The sequence below is a fragment of the Terrimonas ginsenosidimutans genome, from assembly GCF_022012415.1.
GTDB classification, from domain to species: domain Bacteria; phylum Bacteroidota; class Bacteroidia; order Chitinophagales; family Chitinophagaceae; genus Terrimonas_A; species Terrimonas_A ginsenosidimutans.
This window is the reverse complement of the sequence record NZ_JAKLTR010000025.1, coordinates 52,939-74,307: the sequence shown is the minus strand read 5'-3', so window position 1 is coordinate 74,307 and position 21,369 is coordinate 52,939. Positions and strand designations below refer to the sequence as shown.

17 protein-coding genes and 1 tRNA gene are annotated in these 21,369 nt (G+C 45.6%); 6 read left to right on the top strand and 12 right to left on the bottom strand.

Translation table 11 applies throughout. The features are described from left to right. Window positions 1-154 precede the first annotated feature (154 nt). On the top strand, window positions 155-3,214 hold the full coding sequence (locus tag LZZ85_RS26030) for a ligand-binding sensor domain-containing protein (protein ID WP_237876615.1): 3,060 nt from the start codon (window positions 155-157) through the stop codon (window positions 3,212-3,214). 91 nt (window positions 3,215-3,305) lie between these two features. On the opposite strand, the gene LZZ85_RS26025 is transcribed toward LZZ85_RS26030, so the two are convergent. The 3 genes from LZZ85_RS26025 to LZZ85_RS26015 form a co-directional block, all read right to left on the bottom strand. Next, window positions 3,306-4,085 (bottom strand): LytR/AlgR family response regulator transcription factor, encoded by a 780-nt coding sequence (locus LZZ85_RS26025; RefSeq protein WP_237876613.1) that lies wholly within the window; start codon window positions 4,083-4,085, stop codon window positions 3,306-3,308. A 126-nt stretch (window positions 4,086-4,211) separates the two neighbouring features. After that, complete coding sequence (locus LZZ85_RS26020; RefSeq protein WP_237876612.1) at window positions 4,212-5,324, bottom strand: sensor histidine kinase; 1,113 nt, start codon at window positions 5,322-5,324, stop codon at window positions 4,212-4,214. Then, the gene (locus tag LZZ85_RS26015; RefSeq protein WP_237876611.1) at window positions 5,321-6,379 is read right to left on the bottom strand and encodes a sensor histidine kinase; all 1,059 of its coding nucleotides are present in this window, start codon (window positions 6,377-6,379) and stop codon (window positions 5,321-5,323) included. The genes LZZ85_RS26020 and LZZ85_RS26015 overlap by 4 nt, the downstream gene beginning before the upstream one ends. A gap of 314 nt (window positions 6,380-6,693) precedes the next feature. On the opposite strand from LZZ85_RS26015, the gene LZZ85_RS26010 reads away from it, so the two are divergent. From LZZ85_RS26010 to LZZ85_RS26000, 3 genes are all read left to right on the top strand, one after another. Beyond that, window positions 6,694-7,530, top strand: a complete 837-nt coding sequence (locus LZZ85_RS26010) for a hypothetical protein (RefSeq protein ID WP_237876609.1) — start codon at window positions 6,694-6,696, stop codon at window positions 7,528-7,530. A 172-nt stretch (window positions 7,531-7,702) separates the two neighbouring features. Further along, window positions 7,703-8,848, top strand: a complete 1,146-nt coding sequence (nhaA, locus tag LZZ85_RS26005) for a Na+/H+ antiporter NhaA (protein ID WP_237876608.1) — start codon at window positions 7,703-7,705, stop codon at window positions 8,846-8,848. 187 nt (window positions 8,849-9,035) lie between these two features. Further along, window positions 9,036-9,108, top strand: a tRNA-Lys gene (locus tag LZZ85_RS26000). Window positions 9,109-9,341: 233 nt separating this feature from the next. On the opposite strand, the gene LZZ85_RS25995 is transcribed toward LZZ85_RS26000, so the two are convergent. After that, window positions 9,342-9,977, bottom strand: a complete 636-nt coding sequence (locus LZZ85_RS25995) for a hypothetical protein (RefSeq protein ID WP_237876607.1) — start codon at window positions 9,975-9,977, stop codon at window positions 9,342-9,344. Between the two features lie 139 nt (window positions 9,978-10,116). Further along, window positions 10,117-10,260 (bottom strand): hypothetical protein, encoded by a 144-nt coding sequence (locus tag LZZ85_RS25990; RefSeq protein WP_237876606.1) that lies wholly within the window; start codon window positions 10,258-10,260, stop codon window positions 10,117-10,119. Window positions 10,261-10,285: 25 nt separating this feature from the next. Between LZZ85_RS25990 and LZZ85_RS25985 the strand changes: the two genes are divergently transcribed. Next, window positions 10,286-10,531, top strand: a complete 246-nt coding sequence (locus LZZ85_RS25985; RefSeq protein WP_237876605.1) for a hypothetical protein — start codon at window positions 10,286-10,288, stop codon at window positions 10,529-10,531. Here LZZ85_RS25985 and LZZ85_RS25980 read toward each other — a convergent pair whose 3' ends face one another. Both LZZ85_RS25980 and LZZ85_RS25975 read right to left on the bottom strand, forming a co-directional pair. Then, complete coding sequence (locus LZZ85_RS25980) at window positions 10,532-11,674, bottom strand: sterol desaturase family protein (protein ID WP_237876603.1); 1,143 nt, start codon at window positions 11,672-11,674, stop codon at window positions 10,532-10,534. It abuts the gene before it with no gap. Window positions 11,675-11,923: 249 nt separating this feature from the next. Continuing rightward, complete coding sequence (locus tag LZZ85_RS25975) at window positions 11,924-12,799, bottom strand: hypothetical protein (protein ID WP_237876602.1); 876 nt, start codon at window positions 12,797-12,799, stop codon at window positions 11,924-11,926. Between the two features lie 80 nt (window positions 12,800-12,879). Here LZZ85_RS25975 and LZZ85_RS25970 point away from each other — a divergent pair, with 80 nt between their 5' ends. Continuing rightward, complete coding sequence (locus LZZ85_RS25970) at window positions 12,880-13,818, top strand: NmrA family NAD(P)-binding protein (RefSeq protein WP_237876601.1); 939 nt, start codon at window positions 12,880-12,882, stop codon at window positions 13,816-13,818. A 151-nt stretch (window positions 13,819-13,969) separates the two neighbouring features. Here the strand turns inward: LZZ85_RS25970 and LZZ85_RS25965 are convergent, their stop codons facing one another. The 5 genes from LZZ85_RS25965 to LZZ85_RS25945 form a co-directional block, all read right to left on the bottom strand. Next, window positions 13,970-15,556, bottom strand: a complete 1,587-nt coding sequence (locus LZZ85_RS25965) for an ABC-F family ATP-binding cassette domain-containing protein (RefSeq protein WP_237876600.1) — start codon at window positions 15,554-15,556, stop codon at window positions 13,970-13,972. 356 nt (window positions 15,557-15,912) lie between these two features. Then, window positions 15,913-18,213, bottom strand: a complete 2,301-nt coding sequence (locus LZZ85_RS25960; protein ID WP_237876598.1) for a GAF domain-containing protein — start codon at window positions 18,211-18,213, stop codon at window positions 15,913-15,915. Window positions 18,214-18,397: 184 nt separating this feature from the next. Further along, the gene (locus LZZ85_RS25955; protein WP_237876597.1) at window positions 18,398-19,801 is read right to left on the bottom strand and encodes a serine hydrolase domain-containing protein; all 1,404 of its coding nucleotides are present in this window, start codon (window positions 19,799-19,801) and stop codon (window positions 18,398-18,400) included. A gap of 253 nt (window positions 19,802-20,054) precedes the next feature. Then, window positions 20,055-20,441, bottom strand: coding sequence for a DUF3037 domain-containing protein (locus LZZ85_RS25950; protein WP_237876596.1), 387 nt, complete (start codon window positions 20,439-20,441; stop codon window positions 20,055-20,057). After that, on the bottom strand, window positions 20,419-21,210 hold the full coding sequence (locus LZZ85_RS25945; protein ID WP_237876595.1) for a HipA family kinase: 792 nt from the start codon (window positions 21,208-21,210) through the stop codon (window positions 20,419-20,421). The genes LZZ85_RS25950 and LZZ85_RS25945 overlap by 23 nt, the downstream gene beginning before the upstream one ends. Between the last annotated feature and the right edge of the window lie 159 nt (window positions 21,211-21,369).

Sequence of the window (21,369 nt, the reverse complement as noted above, 5' to 3'; positions counted from 1 at the left end):
AACAACGGACAACGGACAACGGTCAACGGTCAACGATCACCACGCTCCAGATCATCCCCCCCTTTCCTCAATTCATCCCCACCAGCCGCAATTCAACTCCGGAAAACCGCGTTTTGAAGACTGATTAATTATATTTGGCTGACAAACACACACTTTGCCCCATCCAAGGCTGCATACATTACTGATCATGCTGCTGCTTGTGTCCTACACGATCCAGGGTCAGGACACGAAGCAATATTCCTTTACTCACTACAGCCCTACCGGCGGACTCGCTTCCAATGAAACCACCTCTGTCATTCAGGATGAAACCGGCTATATCTGGATCGGTACCAACAACGGACTTCAGCGTTTTGACGGATCACGCTACATAACATTCAGGCGGCTGAAAAATGATTCCAGCACCGTTCCGCACAGCATGATCCAGCAATTGTTATTCGATAAAGAAAACAGGCTTTGGGTCCTCACCGGTGATGGCAGGATCGGGATCTTTGACACCAAACATTTCAGCTATAAAGAAATTCCCATAGACGGCGTATCCGAATGGATGAAGCTCGCTGACCGCAGGCTGATAGCCGATCATAACGGAAATTTTTTCATTCATTATTTCAGGCAATCATTTGTAACGCTTGACAGGAAGACCAACAGGTTCACCCGTGAAGCCAACTTTATTCCCATTCCGGATGAAACGAAAATGGTCAGCCTGATCCACCAGAAAGGAACAGACAATTACTGGATCGGACATGAAGGTGGCTTCCAGGTCTATAATGCCAAACTAAAAAAAACCTTCCACCCCACAGATAATTCCCCGCACAATCCCCTAAGCCCGGGAATGGGAAAATTTACTTTTCCGCAGAACGTCTTCTTTGACGCAAATAACCGGTTCTGGTTCGACAGCTGGATAGACGGAGACCCAAACATATTTCTCTACGACCTTACCAAAAAAGAATTCATTATCGAAAGATATCCGCTCGATATCCGCGAATACCACGAAACCCGCGGCTACCTGCAGCAACGTGATGGCTCCGTATGGATCAGAGGACTTGGCGTACTGGGACGATACCTTGAAAAAGAAAAAAAGATCCAGCGCGTATCAACCGAGTATCAGAATGAACAAAGTATCTCCTTTGAAGGTATCGCTGATTTCATCGAAGACCGGGAAGATAATATCTGGCTGACAACTGGCAATAACGGTATCTATCGTTTTGCGCCGGCCTCACAGTTTTTCACCAATATCCCGCATACAAACCGTGAAATGAAAGCACCCGGTAAAGGATCGGTGATGTCTTTTGTGCAAACCAACAAAGGCACGCTGTTTGCCGGGACCTGGAATGACGGCCTGTATCAATACGACAAAGACCTCCGTCTCCTCCCCATCAATATCAGGGGTTTTAAAGAAGAGAAAAGTCCCTGGATGTGGAGCATGTTCGCCTCCCGGCTGGATTCAAATATTATCTGGATGAGCTCACAGCCCGGTATCTTCAAAGTGAATCAAACCACCAGGACTTCGGAATATTTCAACCCGCCGGAATTTAAAAACCGCACCATCCGCCAGGTTGTGGAAGACAGGTATGGCAATCTATGGTTGGGTACCCAGAGCATCGGCCTGTTGAAATGGACAGCCGCAAAAGGTAAACATAAATTCAGTGATGGCGTATCCTCCTTGAAAGAAGTGGGCGCGACGCAGATAGTAAAGCTTTTTATCGATAAGACCGGATTGATCTGGGCTGGAACAACAGGCCAGGGCGTATATGTTATTGATCCCTCTTCCGACAAGGTCGTATTGCATTTCGGAATGAATGAACCACCGGAAAGACGATTGTTATGGCATTCATCCTCTGCCATCATCCAGTATGATGACAGCACGATCGTGATCGGCAGTGGCGGCCTTCACTTTTACAATACAAAGGAGAAAAGAATTACACGGGCTATTCCCAATCCCCAATCGACACCCGCTTATATTACGGCAATAGAACGTGATCCTGCCGGCTATATCTGGGTCGCCTCTACCGGCGGCATATTCCGCGTAAACCCCAAAAACGGGATCTTTATTCATTTCGACCGCATAGATGGCATCGCCAATGACCATTTCATCCCGGCAGCTTCCTATGTACTTCCCGATGGCCGTATCGTCTTTGGATCGGATAACCAGATCGTCATATTCAACCCACAGGAAGTAAAGATCAACAATCCTTCCCCGGATATCGTGATCACCGGCATCAAGATCATGAACAAACAGCAACCTGTAGATTCAATGCTCGCAACCGGGAAGATCCGGCTGAATGCTCATGAAAACTCCGTTACATTTGAATTTTCAGGATTGAGCTACAATGCTACCTACCGCATCAGTTATAAACTGGAGGATATTGACCAGAACTGGCGCACGGCAGACAATACCAACCAGGCCATCTACACTTATCTCCCTCCCGGAGAATACACTTTCCTGCTGAGAAGTGAAGACGCAGAAGGAAATATTGGCAAGAACATTACGCGCGTTCAGATCGTGATCACTCCGCATTTCTGGCAAACCTGGTGGTTCTACAGCCTCCTCGCCCTGCTGGTGATCACCATTCTTTACTGGATAGACAGGGAACGCGTGGAACGACTAAAAGCATTGCAAAAAGTAAGAACGGAAATTGCGAACAACCTTCACAAAGACGTGACTACAACGCTAAGCCATATTAACCTGCTGGGAGAAATGGCTAAAATAAAGGCAGATAAAGATATCAACCGTTCAAAAGAATATATTGACCAGATCAGCAGCAAAAGCCAGAATATGATCGTCGCAATGGACGATATCCTCTGGAGCATCGACCCGGAGAACGACAGCATGGAAAAAACCATCCTGCGAATGATGGAGTTCACCGACGCAATGAAACAACGATATGGCTCGGCAATTGAACTCTCGGTCGATAAAAAGATCCACTCACTAAAAATGGACATGAAAGTAAGGAACGAATTCTTCCTGATCTTCAAAGAAGGCTTACGGATGATCGCCGAATATGCAGAAGGCCGCGATACACTCATCAACATCGATATCTTCCGCAATAAACTTTCCCTGAAACTCCAGGACGCTACCGCCCGCATGGATTCAAGGGTCGATGATATAGAACGATGCATCCGCGAGATCAACAGCCGCTCCAAAAACATTCATGCAGAAGCTGACATACAGTATGACAAAAACGGCATCGCGCTCATTCTGTTGATAACGGTGTAAAAAGTAAAAAAGTGACTCCGGCAAACGAAAAGAATTCGATTCACCGGAGTCACTTTTTTTTGATTTTTACTTTTGACTTTTTACTTTTTCTCTACTTCCCCATCCATTTCTTAAAGTCCGTCACTTTCTCCCTGCTCACAATAGACTCTTTGTCTACTGCCGGGCGCAAATGTAACAGTAATCTGTTTCCGAAATAATCATGTATCTGCTCTACGCTGCTTACTGAAATATAGAATGACCGGCTGATCCGGAAATACCGTTGAGGGTCAAGCATCTCTTCCAGTTCATCCATAGTATAGTCAACCACGAACTTTTTATTGTCGTGTGTTTTGAAAAAGTTAAGCCTTCCATCACTAAAGAAGTATGCGATCTCATCCGTATCAACAGATACCAGTTTTTGAGCATGCCTGACAAGAAAGCGTTTCCTGTAATCTTTCAATTGCAGCTTTTCCTGTAATTCCTTCACCAGGCTTTCGATATTCATATCCTGCTTTGAATCCGGTTTTTTATACATATCCTTCAGCTGATGCATTTTCTGCAGGGCCGCTTCCAGGTCTTCCTTCTGGATCGGCTTTAGTAAATAGTCAACACTATTCACTTTAAATGCTTTCAGTGCATACTCATCATAAGATGTCGTAAATATCACCGGACATTTGATCGCAACGCGATTGAATATCTCAAAGCTCTGCCCATCAGATAGCTCGATATCCATTAATATCAGATCCGGCAATGGATTCTCATTGATCCATTTTACCGTCGCCATAATACTATCTGCCACTCCTACCACTTCCGCATCCGGATCTACAGACGCGAGGGTTTTCCTCAGTTTCTTAACGGCAAGTTCTTCGTCTTCTACAATCAGTACTTTCATGTTACAAGAGTTTAAAGGAGAAAACGGGTTTAGTTGTTTAACTGCTTCAAAGTTTTACAGTTTTAAAGTTTAAAGGTTTAATAGTTTTCAGAAGCACTATTAAACCTTTAAACTTTAAACCCATCTTCATTTCACGATCCGCTCCCCCAATTTAGTGATCCGTTCGCGATTTGTTTGCAGGTTGCCCCATTTCTTTTCGATACCATTATCCCAGATCAGCGGCAATACCACTGTAAAGTTCTTATTGTCCTCCATCACCTGAAATCCTTTCTGCTTCAGTAGATCATATTTTGCTTTGATATTCTCCAGTCCGATCTTATTGGAAGAACTTTTTACCGTCCGGCGCTGAAGATTATTGTTTACCACCAGCTTATTCCCTGCTGTTGTAAAAACTTCGACCGTCAGCGGAATATTTTTCGAAAGAACATTATGCTTTACAGCGTTCTCCACCAGCAATTGCAGGCTCAGTGAAGGCAACAGATAATTATCATAACGTTTATCAGTCTCTATCTGGAATTGTACCGCTTCACCATGTCTTGTTTTCAGCAATCCAAAATAGGAGCGGATAAAACGCAACTCATTTTGCAAAGTGGAAAGTCCGGTTTCATTATTGCGTAAAAGATACCGGTATACTTTACTGAGTTCGTCCAGAAAAACTTCCGCTTTCGCTGCATCCTCGGTAATGAGTGACGAAAGCGTATTAAAGCAATTGAATAAAAAATGCGGGTTCACCTGGCTTTTCAGCACCTCAAATTCCTGCTGCAGCGACATCTGTTTAATGATCTCCTTTTCCGCCAGGCTTTCCCTGTTCTTCTCCATAATATAGATCGCCTCCCAAAGGGTCTGAAAGATCAGGTTAACAGAAAAACCCACCAGCACTGTTTTCTCGATATCACCTTTCTGCACATGGTAATCGAGAATATGGAACATTTCATAAATCAGCACGGTAAAGATCTGCCCCGGCGTCATCACCAAAAATACAACCAGGCATTTCACGAGGATGCGCTTGCCGCTCTGACTGATCTCAGGATAGCGCCGTTCAGCCCAGCGATCATGTAATACGTGCCCGTACCAGATCGTCAGTCCCATGAGCCAGATCAATGGAAAAGAGATCAGCCAGATCTGTGCATCGTGAAAGATCCGGTCGCCAAAAAGAATATGATTAAGCCCAAGATCGATCAATGGCATCGAAGCCAGGAAGGAATACCATTGCACCTTGGTTGCTCTTACCCATTTCATACGGCTACCTCCTCTGTATTCATAATGAGTGGAAGCCAGATCCTGCGCACTGTTGCCTCCTCCTCTATTTTTACCGGAAGCTGGTTCATCAGCTGGTAGCGCTTCACCAGGTTATCCAGGCCGGCTTCATATTCCACGATCTCCGTCATTACTTTTCGCTGCACATTATTAGTGATCATGATCGCTTCGCCTTCAGATGAAGCGATCTGTATTACCAGCGGGCTGTCCCTGGCAGTTTTGTTCTGAAACAATGCATTTTCAATAATTACCTGCAAACTAAGCGGGGGCAACCGTTTTCCTTTATCCTCTTCAGTTATGTCCAGGTGTAATTCTATCGCTTCATTATAGCGGGCCTTCAAAAGAGAAAAGTAAGACCGGATGAACTGAAGTTCTGTCGCGAGCGTGACCAGCTGTGTTTCCTCATTGCGAAGCATATACCGGTAAACACGGCTCATTTCATCCAGGAATTTTTCTGCGCGCGCGGTATCTTCCTGGATCAATCCTGATAAGGAGTTCAGGCTGTTGAACAGGAAGTGAGGATTCACCTGGCTCTTCAATCCCATTAACTGGCTTTGTTTGTACGCCACTTTCAGGTTTTCCGTTTCCTCTAATTCATTCTTCCACCTGTCAAAACTAAAAATGCCTTCGTTCAGGAAAGCAAAAAAGATGACCACGATCCCGATCAGGAGATAAACCCAGGTAAATTTGTTTTCATAACCTGATCCAGGCAGTAGCCCAACGCTGCCGTAAATACTGAACAACCCGAAAATGATCAGGGCTGAAGTAAGCAGGAACAGGAATATCAGGAGCATTGTCCGTTTAAAAAAGTCTGCATCCCGCGGAAATCGCTGCCTGAATGCCTGCCCGATAGTGCGGTAGATCAGTGCGCTGGCACCGACAACAGAAAAAGTGATCAGTGTAGCGAAAATCAGTATGCGGGGCTGAGTCACGTATCCCCTCTCGTAGATGATAAAGTTGATTACCAGGGACAAAGGCAATACCGCCCAAAAAAGCATGAGCAGATCCTTGCGGCTATATTGGGGTAATTTCAACATGTGGTGCCCACAAAATACCGCGTTTTGGTGGTCAATGTATTTATCAGCCTACTGATTGGGGCTTTCTTGTCATGAATTGTAGAAAAGCCCGGTTGAATTGTGACGCTGAAAAATGCCATCACAACCTGCTCTTAAGCACTGGGATTCAATAAATTCCCCCGAAACAGGGATTGCCTTGAATGGATTGGTTTCAGTGTAAAATTTCGACAACTCATTCCGGTGTTTGCACAGGCCATTGCACGCAGCATTGCTGCCGGCCATCCTGGCGGGTAGATTTGTCTCTTCAAACCAATTGACCTTAAACTTTAATTTTTATGAAACGTAAATTTTTATACCTGCCGGTGTTTGTGCTGGCCTTTCTTTCCGCCTCGCTTGTTCTCTTTTCTTCTCACACTACCAAAAGCGCCGCGGATGACTTATGGCAATCGCTGGGTCTTTCTCAGCAATCAGGCACTGAAGGGATCAAAAACAGTTTCCTGAATGGTTATCTCCAGTATTACGGAGCACGCAACGCGAAGAATATTGCGATAGGTGATCGCAAAGCAGTAGCCACAGACCTGCTTGCTTACACGAAACAATATATCAGCGGTGCTGCATTCAAAAAACAATATGAAGAAATGCGCAAACGTGCAGAACCGATGAAACCCGTTGCCGCAAAGCAACGTACCATTGAAGAGATCCAAAAAGAAGAAATTGGAAAGATCGAAAAAAGTATTAAGGATCTTGAAAAGTCGATCAAGGAAACAACTCCGGATGTCGCTAAATCCCTGAAACCTGTGCTGGATATGCAAAAGCAAACATTGAAAGAGTATCAGAATCCAAAGAATGAAATGTTCAAGATCATGCTGGATGGCGAGAAGTACCAGGCAGAAGATAATCAGAGAAGATATGAAGAGGATCTTGTCAAATGGCAAAAGAACTACCCGGAAAATGTGAACCTCTTCATCGCAGAGAAGCTGAAAAAAATGCTTGAGGCAACAAAAGGGATCGACTATAATGCTGCGCTCATTGAGAAATACAACAAAAAAAGATTTGTGAATGCCGCATACGAATCAAAGAATCGTGAATGGAAGCAGGGCTTTCGTGCCGGTAAAGATGTTACAGAAACGGCCAGAGCGTTTGCTACGCAGTGGTTGGGCGAATTAAAGTAAGACCTTCTTCATGTGGCGTAAGTTATCGAAGGCCGCGAAGTAAATGCAAAGAGCGCAAAGGATCTATTCTCTGCGCTCTTTGCATTTGCTTCGCGGCCTTTGCAATAGGCTTGCGAGGAGACCGATCGGGGAAGTTTGAAGCGACTGACTGTCCTGTCTGTATATTTGCATTATGCCCTTCCGAATTATTGCCCGATCCATTTTAGCGCTGATGCGGGACAGCCGTTCGATCGGCATCCTGTTATTATCATGCACAGTACTATCACTGCTGCTTGCAAATCTCGCTGACGGTTCAGCCTATGCTGATTTCTGGAGATCTGAACTCAGCTGGATACATACGGCTTACCTACCCCACAGCATCGAGCATTGGATCAATGACGGATTGATGGTGATCTTCTTCTTCCTGGCAGGCATGGAGATCCGCCAGGAACTGCGCGAAGGAGAATTATCTTCCGTCAGTAAAGCCATACTGCCTGTTGCGGCAGCGATCGGAGGAATGCTCATACCTGCTTTTATCTATACACTTTTCAATAAAGGAACTTCATTCGCCGGCGGCTGGGCCATTCCTGCTTCCACCGATATTGCTTTTTCATTAGGCATAGCTTCGCTGCTTGGGAAACGGGTACCGGTATCCCTGAAGATATTTTTGACAGCACTGGCAATTATTGATGATCTCGGCGCTATCGTTGTCATCGCATTATTTTATGGCGAACCGGTACAGGTATTCTATCTGCTGGGGGCTGCATTGGTCATCGCCCTTCTTTACATGCTCAACCGGCAACGCCTGAAATTTGGTATCTGGCATATTCTGCTCGGTCTTCTTTTATGGTTCGCCGTATTCAACTCAGGCATTCACGCTACCGTTGCAGGCGTGATCTTCGCATGGATGATCCCCGCATCAAAACTAGACAGCTTCAAGCATCGCTTACATTACCCGGTCAATTTTCTGATAGTTCCCTTATTTGCTTTAGCCAATACAGCGATCATGTTGCCGGAGAATGCGATTGGTGCCTTGAACAGTTCTTTATCATGGGGCATTATACTGGGATTGGTGATCGGAAAACCTGTGGGTATCATGCTTGCATCCTGGCTGGTGGTGAAAAACAAGAAAGCAGTGTTACCCCAACAGGTTTCCTGGATGCAGTTGGCGGGTGCGGGATTTCTTGCAGGCATCGGCTTTACGATGTCCATCTTTATTGCAGTTCTTGCCTTCGCTGATCCTGCCATACAGGATCAGGCAAAAGTGGCGGTACTGGTTGCTTCCGTAACGGCGATCATATTGGCGATGGTATGGCTAAGATGGTTTGGTAAACGCTGAACGTATCCGGCAATAGCGCATGGATCTTTATAAAGAGAACATATTAAAGGAATTAGAATTCTTTTATTCAGCAGATGGTCAAAAAAAATCTTGAATTATTTTGCTTTTTTTTTGGCGCGGAACTTCCCAACCTGTATTTTTGCACCCCGTTCAGATAGCGGCTAACGTTTTTGAATGGAAATAGGTTGATTCCGTAGCTCAGTTGGTAGAGCAATACACTTTTAATGTATGGGCCCTGGGTTCGAGTCCCAGCGGGATCACAAAATAAAACAGGTTCGCAAACGCGAACCTGTTTTATTTTAACGTATCGCCAATCGAACTGAAATAAGATAATGGCGATAAAATTCCCGCGAAGGCGACCATCCACCACGGCATATTAGACGCTGACATAAACTTTTTTTCATAGCGCGCAGCTCGCGACGCTTTTTTATAGCGCAATCGAAAAAGCACTATCAGAAGCGTCTCTTGAACCTGCTTCCAGTAGTGCCATACACTACCCCGCAAAATGGATCGCCCTGAATCTAAGACCACCATCCTTTAATATATCAAATACATACGTTGTTGATGATTCGGCATCAAAACCACCATCATCTGAATCTTCAACCGATGATACACTATGATTTAATGTGATGATCACGGTCTTTTCCCCGGCATTAAAATCTGAGAATATCTTGCGGGATGAATACTGGTTGTCCGTTGTATCACGCATTTCTTCCGTTTCAAAACTCCCTTTCCTATAAAGCTCTTTCACCTTTATTTTCAGGATAGAACTGACCACGTCCGGTGGAAAAAGATCGCGAAAGTATTTGTCGAAATCTTTTTCTTCAAAAGGAGTGATCTTCTCCTGGAACGCAAGGCCTGACTTGGGATCATTTTGCGGAACGATCGTCCAGATCTCATTCATCTCAGACAATACCGGAAAATGAAAGAACTTTTTTACACCTGCCTTATCCCCCTGGTATAATGCATTCCTGAAACTATTGAAACTATTAACCCAACTACTGTCGGCGGTCTGCGCCGGCTGAGATGCCTCTCCTGTAGAACCGGCTCCTGATTCGACCTGCTGATTTCCCTTTTGCTTGCAGGAATAAATAAAAACAATCAGACAGACGGCAATAATTTTTTTCATACCACAATGGAATTCGTTTGTTACAAGGTTTATTTAATGAATCATAACAGCAATTGTGAACGGACCTATTAAAATTTAGTCCATTGTTCCGCAAAAGAGCATCACAGTTAGCGCCTGATCCAAATTCGACAATTCCTGCTTAACTTCCATAAATGCTGTCTGCAATCATCCACAAAATGAATTTAACAGAAAGGAAGCTTTTCCTGGTAGACGGCATTGGCGCATTGATCTCAGCAATCTTGCTATGGTTGATCTTTATCCATTCACACAGAAACACAGGCATACCCGTAAGATCATATTATATTCTTATGATCATCGCACTTGCTTTTACTATACATTCAGGATTTCATTACTCCGCAAAACATCGGCGGCCCTGGATTTATCTCAGAGTAATTGCATCCGCCAACATTCTTTATTGCTGCTTAACTGCAGGCTTAATGCTGTTTTTTGCAGCACAGCTCAGCAGAGTCGAGCTGATCTATCTGACAGGAGAAATTCTTTTGATCGGCCTGCTTTCAGCCATCGAGCTAAGATTATCCCAACACAATCAATGATTACCGGTTCGTCCTTTCCTCCATATTCAGATCATCATCAAAAGGGCTTTTCGTAAAGGGATACACCAGTTGCTTCATATATCCTTTGGGAAAATTCGTCTCATGCAATCCTGTTCCTTCCGGCCATGTATTACCCGGCAGATAATAGGTGCCAAAGATCTTGTCGATGAAAGGAAAGATAGTAGCGAAGTTTTTTCCATAATACCTCGGATCCTCGCAATGATGCCAGTGATGATACTGCGGCGTAGCGATGATGTATTTAAGGAATCCGAAATTGATCCGTGTATTTGCATGGATCAACACTGCATGGATCGCCATGAAGATGATATAGGTGTTGAACGTGATCTCTGAAAATCCAAAAATATAAAGAGGAATGAATGTCATTGACCGCGTAACAAAAATATCTACGAAGTGCGTACGGGATCCCGCAAGCCAGTCCATATTTTTCGTAGAGTGATGCACGGAATGAAACCGCCACAAATAGGTATGTGAATGAAAGAACCGGTGTGCCGCATACTGAAAAAGATCTGTCACCAGGAAGGCAAACAACAGTTCGATCACGAATGGCAGTCCCTGCACCCAATGCTGAAGATCATCCAGGCCGATCCATCCGAAAAATAACTTCGCCGGCTTCTGTGTGATCACCCCAAAAAACTGGATGAACAAATGACTGACCACAAAATATAAAAGGTCTGTACGCCATTCGTCATGGAACTTACTCTGGTTCTTATTTTTTGGAAACACCATCTCTATGGGAACGAAGATCACGGCCATCAGCAAAAGGTCCAGCAAAAGCCAGTCAACACCAAGATGCCAGCTTGTTTTTTCCACAGAACGTCCTTCCACCTGGAATCCGCCGACAACAATAGCCGCCGTACAAAGCAACAGACCGATCATCGCCCACTTCTTCTGCTTGCTCAGCATAAAACTGACCAATGCAAAAAGAAATGATGCAATGATAGTTGCTGTGAGAACGATCTTCATCGAATCTCCTGTGTACACATTCCGGAATTCCGGCGTGGTGAGCCATTCAGGGTATTTAAAACATACAACACCGATTACGGACAGCAGACCCAGGAAGATAGATGAATAACCACTGATCTTCCCCTCCCCGATTTTTAAACGTTGGATTGACTCGCTCATAGTCCCGCAAAATACGACCCGATACGTAAAATGCAACCCCGAACCAAGTGAATGGTGGTAAAATTGAAGCAGAAGGCAGGCAAACTGAAATATTGCGGATTGGAATATTTCAGCAGAGCTTACCGGGCGTATCGCAATAAGCGCACAGGGACGCTGAGAATGCAAATCAGATCAGCCATCTGCGGAGATGATCTAGTTCTCTCAGCGTCCCTTCGCGCCGCCTGCGATTCCTGCGCTTTTAGCCGGTCCTTAATTTGGTCCCCAGCCTTCAGGCCAGTCCATCAGTGTATCCATGCTCATCCATTTTACCTCCTGCCGGCCATTTTTTTCACAACGGCTTCCATAGCTCGCATAACACCAATCTTTTATCATAAAAAAATTCCATTCATCCACATCAAAATACAACCGCTTATAGATCGCACCTTCCACGGTCATCGCTGCATCGATCTTTTTCCAGGAGTCCGCCTGAATTCCCAAGCCGGCCGAATAATCAACGAGCGGTAAACCGCCTAAGCCCGGTTGTGACACATTGGAACACGCCGCCTCTTTGAAATAGTAGATGATATCCTGCGGTATGGCATTATCGTTTGCATCGGCAATCCAGGAACCAAGCCTGGCCTGCGGAGCTTTTCCCGCCATTGAACCCGCCCATAATGGATTATTCAAATAATTGTAGACCACAATTGACGTTGAAAATTTATGGATCGAATCATACCGGTAATTAAAAACCGGACCAGTATTTTGAGCTTGCAGCCGCATACTCGCGTTAACCGTCATATCATTACTAAGCCCAAAACCTACAGAACGGACTTCTGCCGGCCAATTGGATGCAAGGCTCTCGATCGGCATGGGCCCTTTCTTTAATTCAAAGCGAACCCCGTCAACCCCAACCTGCTTTACATCCACTACCAGAAAGGACTTATCCTTATTGCTTGCATGATCCAGGTCCAGCAACATAAAACCGTTTCTCTCCCAGGTGGTTCCATTATGCTCCAAATTGTAAAGAATTGACCCCGGCCTTTTATATGCTGCCGGCGCAGGGGGCTGTGGCGAATTATCTTTCTTACAGGCAAAAAACTGCAGCAGCAGCAGTCCGGTCAGGGTATTGATAAGCAACTTTTTCATCACGTTTGATTTTACCCGTCAAAGCTAGCTGCATGGTAAGCGATGATTTATCAACAATAGATAAACGACAGGAATAATAGATGAACAGTCTTTTCCCGGAAGCTGGCACTCCCGGAGAGTACGGCATGATCCTTTCAGACTATCTCCAAACATTGGTTATGTATATCATACTTGGGGCCACCGGCCATATAGGATCCGCTGTAGCACAACACCTGCTGGATCAGCAGCAGGAAATTACGATCATTACCCGGAGTCCAAATAACGCAGCACTTTGGGAAAAGAAAGGAGCAGTTACCGCAATTGCTGATATCCGTAACACCACTGCCCTGAAAAATATTTTCAGCAAAGGAAAATACCTTTTCCTCCTGAATCCCCCTGCATCACCACACTCCGATACAACCGTCGAAGAATTACTAACGATCAACAGCATACTGGAAGCTGTCAAAGATTCCCCCATTGAAAAGATCGTAGCCGAATCAACCTACGGCGCGCAACCCGGTGATAATATCGGCGATGTTGGAACGCTTTACAAACTGGAGCAGGGACTTCACAAACTGGACATTCCATCCTGCATTGTCCGCGCGGCTTATTATATGAGCAACTGGGATATGTGCCTTGAATCCGCCAAAAACGAACATAAGCTCTACAGTTTTTTTCCTCCATCATTCAAACTCCCTATGGTCGCACCCGAAGACATTGGGAAGTTCGCTGCGGGACTATTGCTCGATGAAAAGAAAAATGAAGGGCTTTATTTTATCGAAGGCCCTGAAACTTATTCGCCGGCAGATGTAGCAGCAGCATTTTCACATTCGCTGAAACAAAAAGTTGAACCGGTAGAAATACCGCGTCCCGAATGGATCGATGAGATGACAGGAATGGGATTTTCAGACCAGGCTGCATTATCATTTTCTAACATGACCGCATTGGTATTGACAGAAACCCTCACGACACCAACAGACCCGATCCGCGGCAACACTTCCTTGCAGGAATACATCTCAGCGATAGCTGCTGCCCGATAAGCCAGGCCGATCATACTCAACATCTGTATAAAAAAAAGGCAGGAAGAGCGCATACCACCCCTCCTGCGCCCGTATGATACCCATATTGAACACTGCAACCCCAATATTGAACACTGCAACCCCAAGGCCTGAATGCCCGGGTACAATATCCTCAGAGCTCCGTCAGTCCCGTCACATTTACCTGTTCCAGAAAGTAAGCATCATGTGAGATCACGATCAGCGTCCCATTATAATCATTTACAGCATTGGTCAGTATCTCCACATTCTGAAGATCAAGATTATTCGTCGGCTCATCAAGAATGATGATATCAGGCGGAATAGGGTCCAGTGTCAGGCAACACAATACCAGCCTCATTCGCTCCCCACCGCTTAGTGCCGCGCACGGTCGGTCCCAATTATCTTTATCAAACAGGAATTTTGTAAGCCTGCTTTTTACTTCATGTTCAGACAGGGAACCGGTATTAAATTTCTGCGCCTGATGATACACATTCCTGCTGTTATCGATCAGTGAGTATTCCTGATCGATATAGACCATTCTTGATGCAGAATTTTGCAAAGATCCCAATGAAGGAACCAACTCTCCAAGAAGTAACCTGACCAATGTCGTTTTACCGCTACCATTATCTCCGCGGATGGCAACCCTCTCACCACTGTTGATCTGAAAACTGAGAGGTGTTGCCCAAAGCCATTCGTCGGCATAACGGAAGTTCAGTTCATCCGCCACAACCAGTCTCTTCCCTTTATGCAGCGATGAATCATCAAAATCCATTTTCATTTTATCTGCACCAGGTAACTGCTTTCGCAATGAATCAAGTTCCTTTGAAGCACCATCAACTTTTTCTTCGTGGACACCTTTCATACGCGCTGTGCTCCTTTCCGCATTGTTGCGGAAAGTATTCATGGAGATCGTAGGCAGGCCAGCCTTCGCCTGCTTCTTCTTTCCGCGTGCGTCCAGCTTTTGCTGACGTTCGATTGATTCCCGCTCAACCTGCTTTGCTTTGCGCAAAGCTTTTTCTTTACTGTGCAGATCGTGATGCAGTGCTTCGATCCCGATCGCCTTCTGCGCTCTGTAAAATTCATAATCGCCACCATATGCGGTGATCGTCTTACGGTTTAACTCAAACACCTGGTCGAGCAGATTCAGCAAAGCACGATCATGACTAACTACCAGCAGCGTGTTTTTGGTATGGGTAATATAGTCATACAGCAAACCGCGACCGGCCATATCCAGGTGATTGCTTGGCTCATCCAGCAATACAAGTTCTGGTTGATGAATAGCGATGCCTGCTAGAAAGACTTTTGTTTTCTGTCCACCACTTAGATCAGATAAGGGTTGCATCAGGTCTACATCATTAAGCTGCCAGTAAGCAAGAGCCTCGCGCGAACGCTCCTCTATAGACCAGTCATCATCCAGCAGATGCATGTTTTCATCACTCACCTCCCCACGCAGGATCTGTTGCAATGCCGTTAGTTTCTGATCAATTCGCAAAGCCTGCGCAACAGTTAAATGATCAAACTGGCCAAACAACTGCGGCACATAATAAAGCTTCACATCCAGGAACACAGAACCGGATGTTAATGGCAGTTCTCCCGCAACTAACCTCAACAGGGTCGATTTCCCTGCACCATTATTACCAACCAATGCAATTTTTTGTGCTGAATGAACGGTCATATCAAGACCGGAAAATAATACATCCTGATTCGGATGTTTATACATAACATCTTGAAGAATAAGCATAAACCTTTCTTTTAGATAAATAAAAATCAGCCTCGAATGGCTGTATTGCTATTTGCCCGGAAGAAAGTTCATTCTACATCGATGTTACCTGTTTATTGGAGAATGCAAAAGTAAGATTTTTCGGTAAAATATAAAAGCGGGAGGAAGGCGTGAGGGTGGAAGTTTAATAGTTTAAGAGTTTAATAGTTTAAAAGTTTAAAAGTTTGTCTTTTTTCAGCTACAGCTTTTCATCCGAAATATCCTCCGCTTAAGCACCATGCACATTACACGTTAAACTATAAACTATAAACTTTAAACTCTTAAACTTTTAAACTTTTAAACTTTTAAACTTTTAAACTTTTAAACTTTTCCCCCCCTCACCCCCCTCCCTTATGATGAATACTCACCCTCATCCCTCTGAGTCCGGATACGCCCTGCAGATCTTCTATATCAAATTGTTCTACATCCTGTTTAAGTAAGCCCTGCGCCTGCAACACACTGATATATCCGAAATACTCTTCCGCCTCTTCTTCACTGGAATAAACGATCGTGATCATTCCTGTTTTAGTGATCCTTTCACTGGTGTTCCGGATATAAGCTTTGTCGATCCTTTTTTTAACGATCTCAAAACGCGCATTGTAACTGCCATCCACATCAAATCGCTTTTCATCCATTCTGAAACGGATGGCAATGGCAGACTGATGGATCAGTATCAGGGTGGTCACATCCATTGGATACGGCAACTTTGGCTTCAGGTCATTATGCGCCAGCTCCATTTCGCAAAGCACCTGCAATTGCCATAAACGCAGTTCATACAACCGCTTTATTTCAAAGGGCTGCGTGGGAGCAATAGACGGGCCAACATACAGGTTATGCTCCACTCCATCTGTTTTGAACCGCTCATAATAGTGCGGATACAAGACCTGTGCAACCAATTGCCTGCTGTCGAGTATTCCAACGATCCGTTCGTTGATCATCGAGATCGTTTTTTCATACATCCGCCGGTAAGTATGAAAGATACCTGTCTCCCCCTCCGTTTCCTGGAAATAGGAATTGATCACCGGTTTCCACCTCATGTCCCTGATCTGGCGAAGCCGGTAATGCACACGGCTTTCAAGGTAGTTATTGATATGCTGCTCCGTCCCTGCTTTGAATGCGTCGATCAATTCTTCGAGATGAACAGAAAGAAAGGTAATCTCCTCGCCGAACGGTTCATCTACATTGAGTCTCTTCAATAACATGATCAACTCCTGCAACTGCCGCTGAAGATCTTTCTGCACACTGGAATTGCGCATTTCGGATGATCCCTTTACATCTATCTGGCCGTACAAGGGATATACTCCCGGAAAAACAATCTCCTTTAATTGGTATTTCTCCCCATCGAGATCCGCCGATATCAGCTTCTGTGCTTCATCCCGGAACTTCCAGTATACACTTTCATGGATCGACGTATACTTTTCCTGTATGATCGCCTGCACCTGGTTCTGCAGCTCAACGATCATCCGCTCTACCGTATCCGTCAGAAAAGGCATCACCACCTCCAGCTTATGGGCATTAATACTGTTGAGATCTTTTTTCTTTGAAGACACCAGTTCAAGTATCCCCAATAACTTTCCGTTCTTGATCACCGGAGCGAGGATAAAACTTTTTATATCCTGATCCATGAATCGCTTTCCCAGGCAACTGACCTCGGCATCACGAAAGAACTCATCGATATCAGACACTGAAAAATATTTCCGGTCAGCGATCAGGCAGTTATATGATTTAGAACACAATACTTCATTCGCTTTGCCCTGGTCTTCGTTATCCAGGATATAACTGTGCATCTGGTGGCCAAAGCCGTCCAAATTAAATTGCTCTCCTTCCTGGTTATAAAGGGTAAACCCCACTTGCATTTCCGGCAGACGGTAAATAGAGCGGAATATAGATGTTACACTGGTATGAAATCCAATAGAGTTCAGTCCAAGTAATTTTTCTTTCAGTATAGAAACGGCATTTTCCACGGTAACATCTATCAGGGTCATGATAGAGAACCCGCGAAGGATCCAGCTTCCCAGCGGAAACTTTTCTTTCCAGAGAGAAAGATTGTCATAATTATTGGTCAGCAGGTCGATATCTGCAGCAGTAAGCGGCACCGCCTTATCTGTCGGAAGAATATCCAGGTTATCCGCATTGTACAGGATCTTGTAATGACGCACTATCCCATCTGCTGTGGGAATATCATAGAACAATGGTTTGGAAAAATCGAGGTATGTTCCATAATATTCATTCAGGATGATACAGCAGCTCAATACGTATGATTGATGTTCATCGAAATTCCGGATGCCGATCTCAAAATCCGCACCAGCCGCATTCAGTATGTTTAGAAAACGCTGGCTATGATTGAAGATGATATTATGATAGGGCAGGTTGACCGCCTTGATCTCATTCAGCGTAAGCGCGGGTGGGAAATAATCCACCAGCAACCGGCTGATCAGATCGCTGTGAGCCTGAACCTGGGATGCATCTGTGATCCCTTCCGCGAATTCAGGAAATGATTCGAGCTCTTTCAACAGTTTCTTTGCCCGTTCAAATCCTTCATCGGATGGATCGGCAGCCACGCTCTCCAGCTTTGCCACTACCTGCTGAAAGCTAAGCTCGATCTGAAATGGAGTATTGGGAAGAGTAAACGAGTTCATGACGCGAATTAATGATGCGAATTTCGCGAATTCCCGGTTGATTTCAGAGAATGGTTTTTGAGATCAGCAGAGCCTGTAAAAAATCGCTTTATACAGTGAATAGAATGATCTAGACATCAGAAGGACCAAAAGGAATTCACGTGATTAGCGAGCATTCGCGGCAATTAGTGAGCATTCGCGGCAATTAGTGAACATTCGCGTTAATTTTTTTACGGAGTTCGATCACCTTTTCCCGCGCTCCCTGATTGGTTGAATCGAGGATCACAGACCTTGTATAATAGTTGAACGACTGTTTCCAATCACCTTTATTATAGAAAGCCTCGCCTGCGCTGTCAAATACATTGCCCGACGAAGGAAAGAGTTTCGTGTTATAGGTGAACACGGCGATGGCATCATCCAGACGACCTTTGTTCATCAGTTGATAACCCAGCATATTAAGTTCAGCCTCGCTGTCGAACGTATAATCGGCGGCGAGAGTGGATTTCAGGTCATTATAATATTTGATGAGAGCTGCACCGCTGAGAGAATCTGCTTTTTTCTGCATAAGCTCAAATACAGACTTTTTGGGAAGCTTGTAGGGCTCGCCATTAAGGATCTGTTTGATGGCTTCGGTCACGGCGAACATTTGCGCGTTGCGGCTATTGGTCATCCAGATGATGGTCCGCCCCTTAGTGGCATCCACATCCAGCAAAGCCTGGTAGTTCCTGGCGGAGCCATCATGCACATGTGTTTGGATCTTACGGTCCTTCATCGCTCCCCCGCCCAGTCCTGTTTGTTTGTTTGGTGCAAACGGGATCAGAAGGACCTGTGTGGACGCAGGTGTGAGCAACCTGAAAGAATTGATCGCCTGGCTCCATTTGTAAAAATCATCGAGGGTGACCGCCGTCCAGCCGGATTGAGGGTATGTCAACGGATCCTGAACGCCTTCCCTGCTGAAAGACTTCGCCATCAGCGGTTCGGTTTCCAGCGGATCAATGACGGAAGAATACATTCCCGTGGGTTTCAACAACGCATTCTTTACATAATTATTAAAGCTTGTTTTCGTCAGCTTCTCAATGATCCGCCGTTGAAAATAAGTGTTGCTGTTATTATACGCATATTGAGAACCGGGAACAAAATCCAGCTTTGCGATCTGCCGGAACATTTCCATTGCCTGCCCATCGCTGGTCACCGTATTCCATTTAAGATCGGGTAATCCGCTGGTGTATTGAAGCAGGTTTATTACCTCAATGCTATCTGCCCAACGCGGAAGACCACTGATAAAAACGGAGAGCTTATCGTCGAGGGATAACCTGCCCTGCTCCTCCAGCATCATGATCGCTACGGCATTGAACTCCTTGGCGATCGAACCGATATGAAAACGGTGCTGCGGGGTAAGCCTGACCTTTCTGGCCGCGTCAGCAAAGCCAAATGAACCCTGGTACAATGTCTTCCCCTGCTCCACGATCAGCACATTTCCATTCAATATGCCCAGATGCGCGGAGTGCTTTAAGAGCGAGTCGATCCGTGCCTTTTTATTCTGCGCACCGGCATTTACGCAAAGGAAAATCGATAGCAGAACGAGGCTGCTGCTTAGATAACGGTTCATGGCTTGTATGATAGTATAAATGGTGGCGAAAGTTAACGACAGATAGCGAAGCTCTCATTGCCATCCCTCACATTTTTTTCGTTGTCCGGTATCCGTTGTCCGTTGTCCGTTGTCCGTTGTCCGGAAATCCCCTTTATTGATATTTATCCTTCATTGACCAGTTGTTGCAGACCAAAACTTCATTTATCAGGCAACGGTCATCGGCCATCGGCCATCGGTCATCGGTCAACGGTCAACGGTCAACGGACAACGATCAACACTTCACCAGCTGCCCATGCAACCTCTCCAGCATTTCACCGGCATCAGTGCAGAGACCGGGATGGACTTTGGACGCCTGCACAACGGTACTCCTGGTGGCGGTCAGCCAGCGGAACCTTCCCGCAAGATCGAGTTTTGCAATCGGCCCCGCCTCTTTGTTTCCCAGCGCGATCTGTTCGAACGCAAGAAGGTGTTCTCTCAGCTCATCTATATCCAGCAAAGGGCAAAGCGCATGCAGCCGTTGTTCATCAACAGAGATCATTACGCCAAGAAAACGCTGGTCGCGGCAATACAGGATGATCCCTGCATTGATAAATTCTTCTCTTTCCACCCGTGGCACAACGCGGACTACGGCATATTCAAACAAGTGCTTCTCTTGCATTTTGCGCTTCTTTTACAAAAATTTCGGATGAGTTGATCCGGGTGATCAAAAACTGTTCATATACTTCGCGGATCTCTGCCGCTGTTGTATCAAAATGCTCCGCCAGCAACCATTCATCTGGTACGATGGCAAGTATGGCCCTGATCCTTTCGGGCGTAAAGATCGCTTTGAACTGTTCTCCCGCCTCTTTCAGCTCAGTAGCCCACGGTAGCAACACATGATCTTTCACCTGCACAAAAGGCCGCAAAGCCTGTTCCTTCCAGTTATCCCAGGAATGATGAAAATAAAGCGATGCACCGTGATCGATCAGCCAGAGTTCTCTTTTCCAGATCAGCATGTTCGTATTCCGGGCAGTGCGGTCGACATTCGTCAGCAGGCAATCAAGCCATACGATGTTTGATGCCAGCATCGCGTCGGGTTTATTCACGGCGGGATCAAAGGTGATCGCGCCGGAGAGATAATGCAATCCGAGGTTCATCCCTTCGCTTTTCCGCAATAATTCCTGTATCTCCCAATCAGGCTCCGTTCTCCCAAAGGCCTCGTCAAGATTTGCAAAAACGATCTCAGGTATCTTCAGTCCTGCTGCACGCGCCAGCTCTCCTCCGATCAGGTCAGCGATCAGGGCTTTAACGCCCTGCCCTGCGCCACGGAATTTCAGCACATACAGAAAACCATCGTCCGCTTCGGCGATAGCGGGCAGTGAACCACCTTCGCGCAATGGCGTCACATAGCGTGTCGTGTTCACGGTTCTTATTTCAATCGGGTTCATGCTGGCAAATTAATGTATTTGGGTGAGAGAGACCGCCCTCACACGTTACCATAGCCTTCAACTAACGAACTGGTTGGCGTAGCAGGAACGCAGCGCCCGCTGCGCTCCTGCTTCGCCAACCATCCATTAATTGACAGCCTGGCGCCTCATGCCCCTCTG

Bases quoted from the DNA above. Each gene is read 5' to 3' on its own strand.
- LZZ85_RS26025 (WP_237876613.1), bottom strand. From the start codon at position 4,085: ATGAAAGTACTGATTGTAGAAGACGAAGAACTTGCCGTTAAGAAACTG.
- LZZ85_RS26020 (WP_237876612.1), bottom strand. From the start codon at position 5,324: ATGAAATGGGTAAGAGCAACCAAGGTGCAATGGTATTCCTTCCTGGCT.
- LZZ85_RS26015 (WP_237876611.1), bottom strand. From the start codon at position 6,379: ATGTTGAAATTACCCCAATATAGCCGCAAGGATCTGCTCATGCTTTTT.
- LZZ85_RS26010 (WP_237876609.1), top strand. From the start codon at position 6,694: ATGAAACGTAAATTTTTATACCTGCCGGTGTTTGTGCTGGCCTTTCTT.
- nhaA (WP_237876608.1), top strand. From the start codon at position 7,703: ATGCCCTTCCGAATTATTGCCCGATCCATTTTAGCGCTGATGCGGGAC.
- LZZ85_RS25995 (WP_237876607.1), bottom strand. From the start codon at position 9,977: ATGAAAAAAATTATTGCCGTCTGTCTGATTGTTTTTATTTATTCCTGC.
- LZZ85_RS25990 (WP_237876606.1), bottom strand. From the start codon at position 10,260: ATGCCTGTGTTTCTGTGTGAATGGATAAAGATCAACCATAGCAAGATT.
- LZZ85_RS25985 (WP_237876605.1), top strand. From the start codon at position 10,286: ATGATCATCGCACTTGCTTTTACTATACATTCAGGATTTCATTACTCC.
- LZZ85_RS25980 (WP_237876603.1), bottom strand. From the start codon at position 11,674: ATGAGCGAGTCAATCCAACGTTTAAAAATCGGGGAGGGGAAGATCAGT.
- LZZ85_RS25975 (WP_237876602.1), bottom strand. From the start codon at position 12,799: ATGAAAAAGTTGCTTATCAATACCCTGACCGGACTGCTGCTGCTGCAG.
- LZZ85_RS25970 (WP_237876601.1), top strand. From the start codon at position 12,880: ATGAACAGTCTTTTCCCGGAAGCTGGCACTCCCGGAGAGTACGGCATG.
- LZZ85_RS25965 (WP_237876600.1), bottom strand. From the start codon at position 15,556: ATGCTTATTCTTCAAGATGTTATGTATAAACATCCGAATCAGGATGTA.
- LZZ85_RS25960 (WP_237876598.1), bottom strand. From the start codon at position 18,213: ATGAACTCGTTTACTCTTCCCAATACTCCATTTCAGATCGAGCTTAGC.
- LZZ85_RS25955 (WP_237876597.1), bottom strand. From the start codon at position 19,801: ATGAACCGTTATCTAAGCAGCAGCCTCGTTCTGCTATCGATTTTCCTT.
- LZZ85_RS25950 (WP_237876596.1), bottom strand. From the start codon at position 20,441: ATGCAAGAGAAGCACTTGTTTGAATATGCCGTAGTCCGCGTTGTGCCA.
- LZZ85_RS25945 (WP_237876595.1), bottom strand. From the start codon at position 21,210: ATGAACCCGATTGAAATAAGAACCGTGAACACGACACGCTATGTGACG.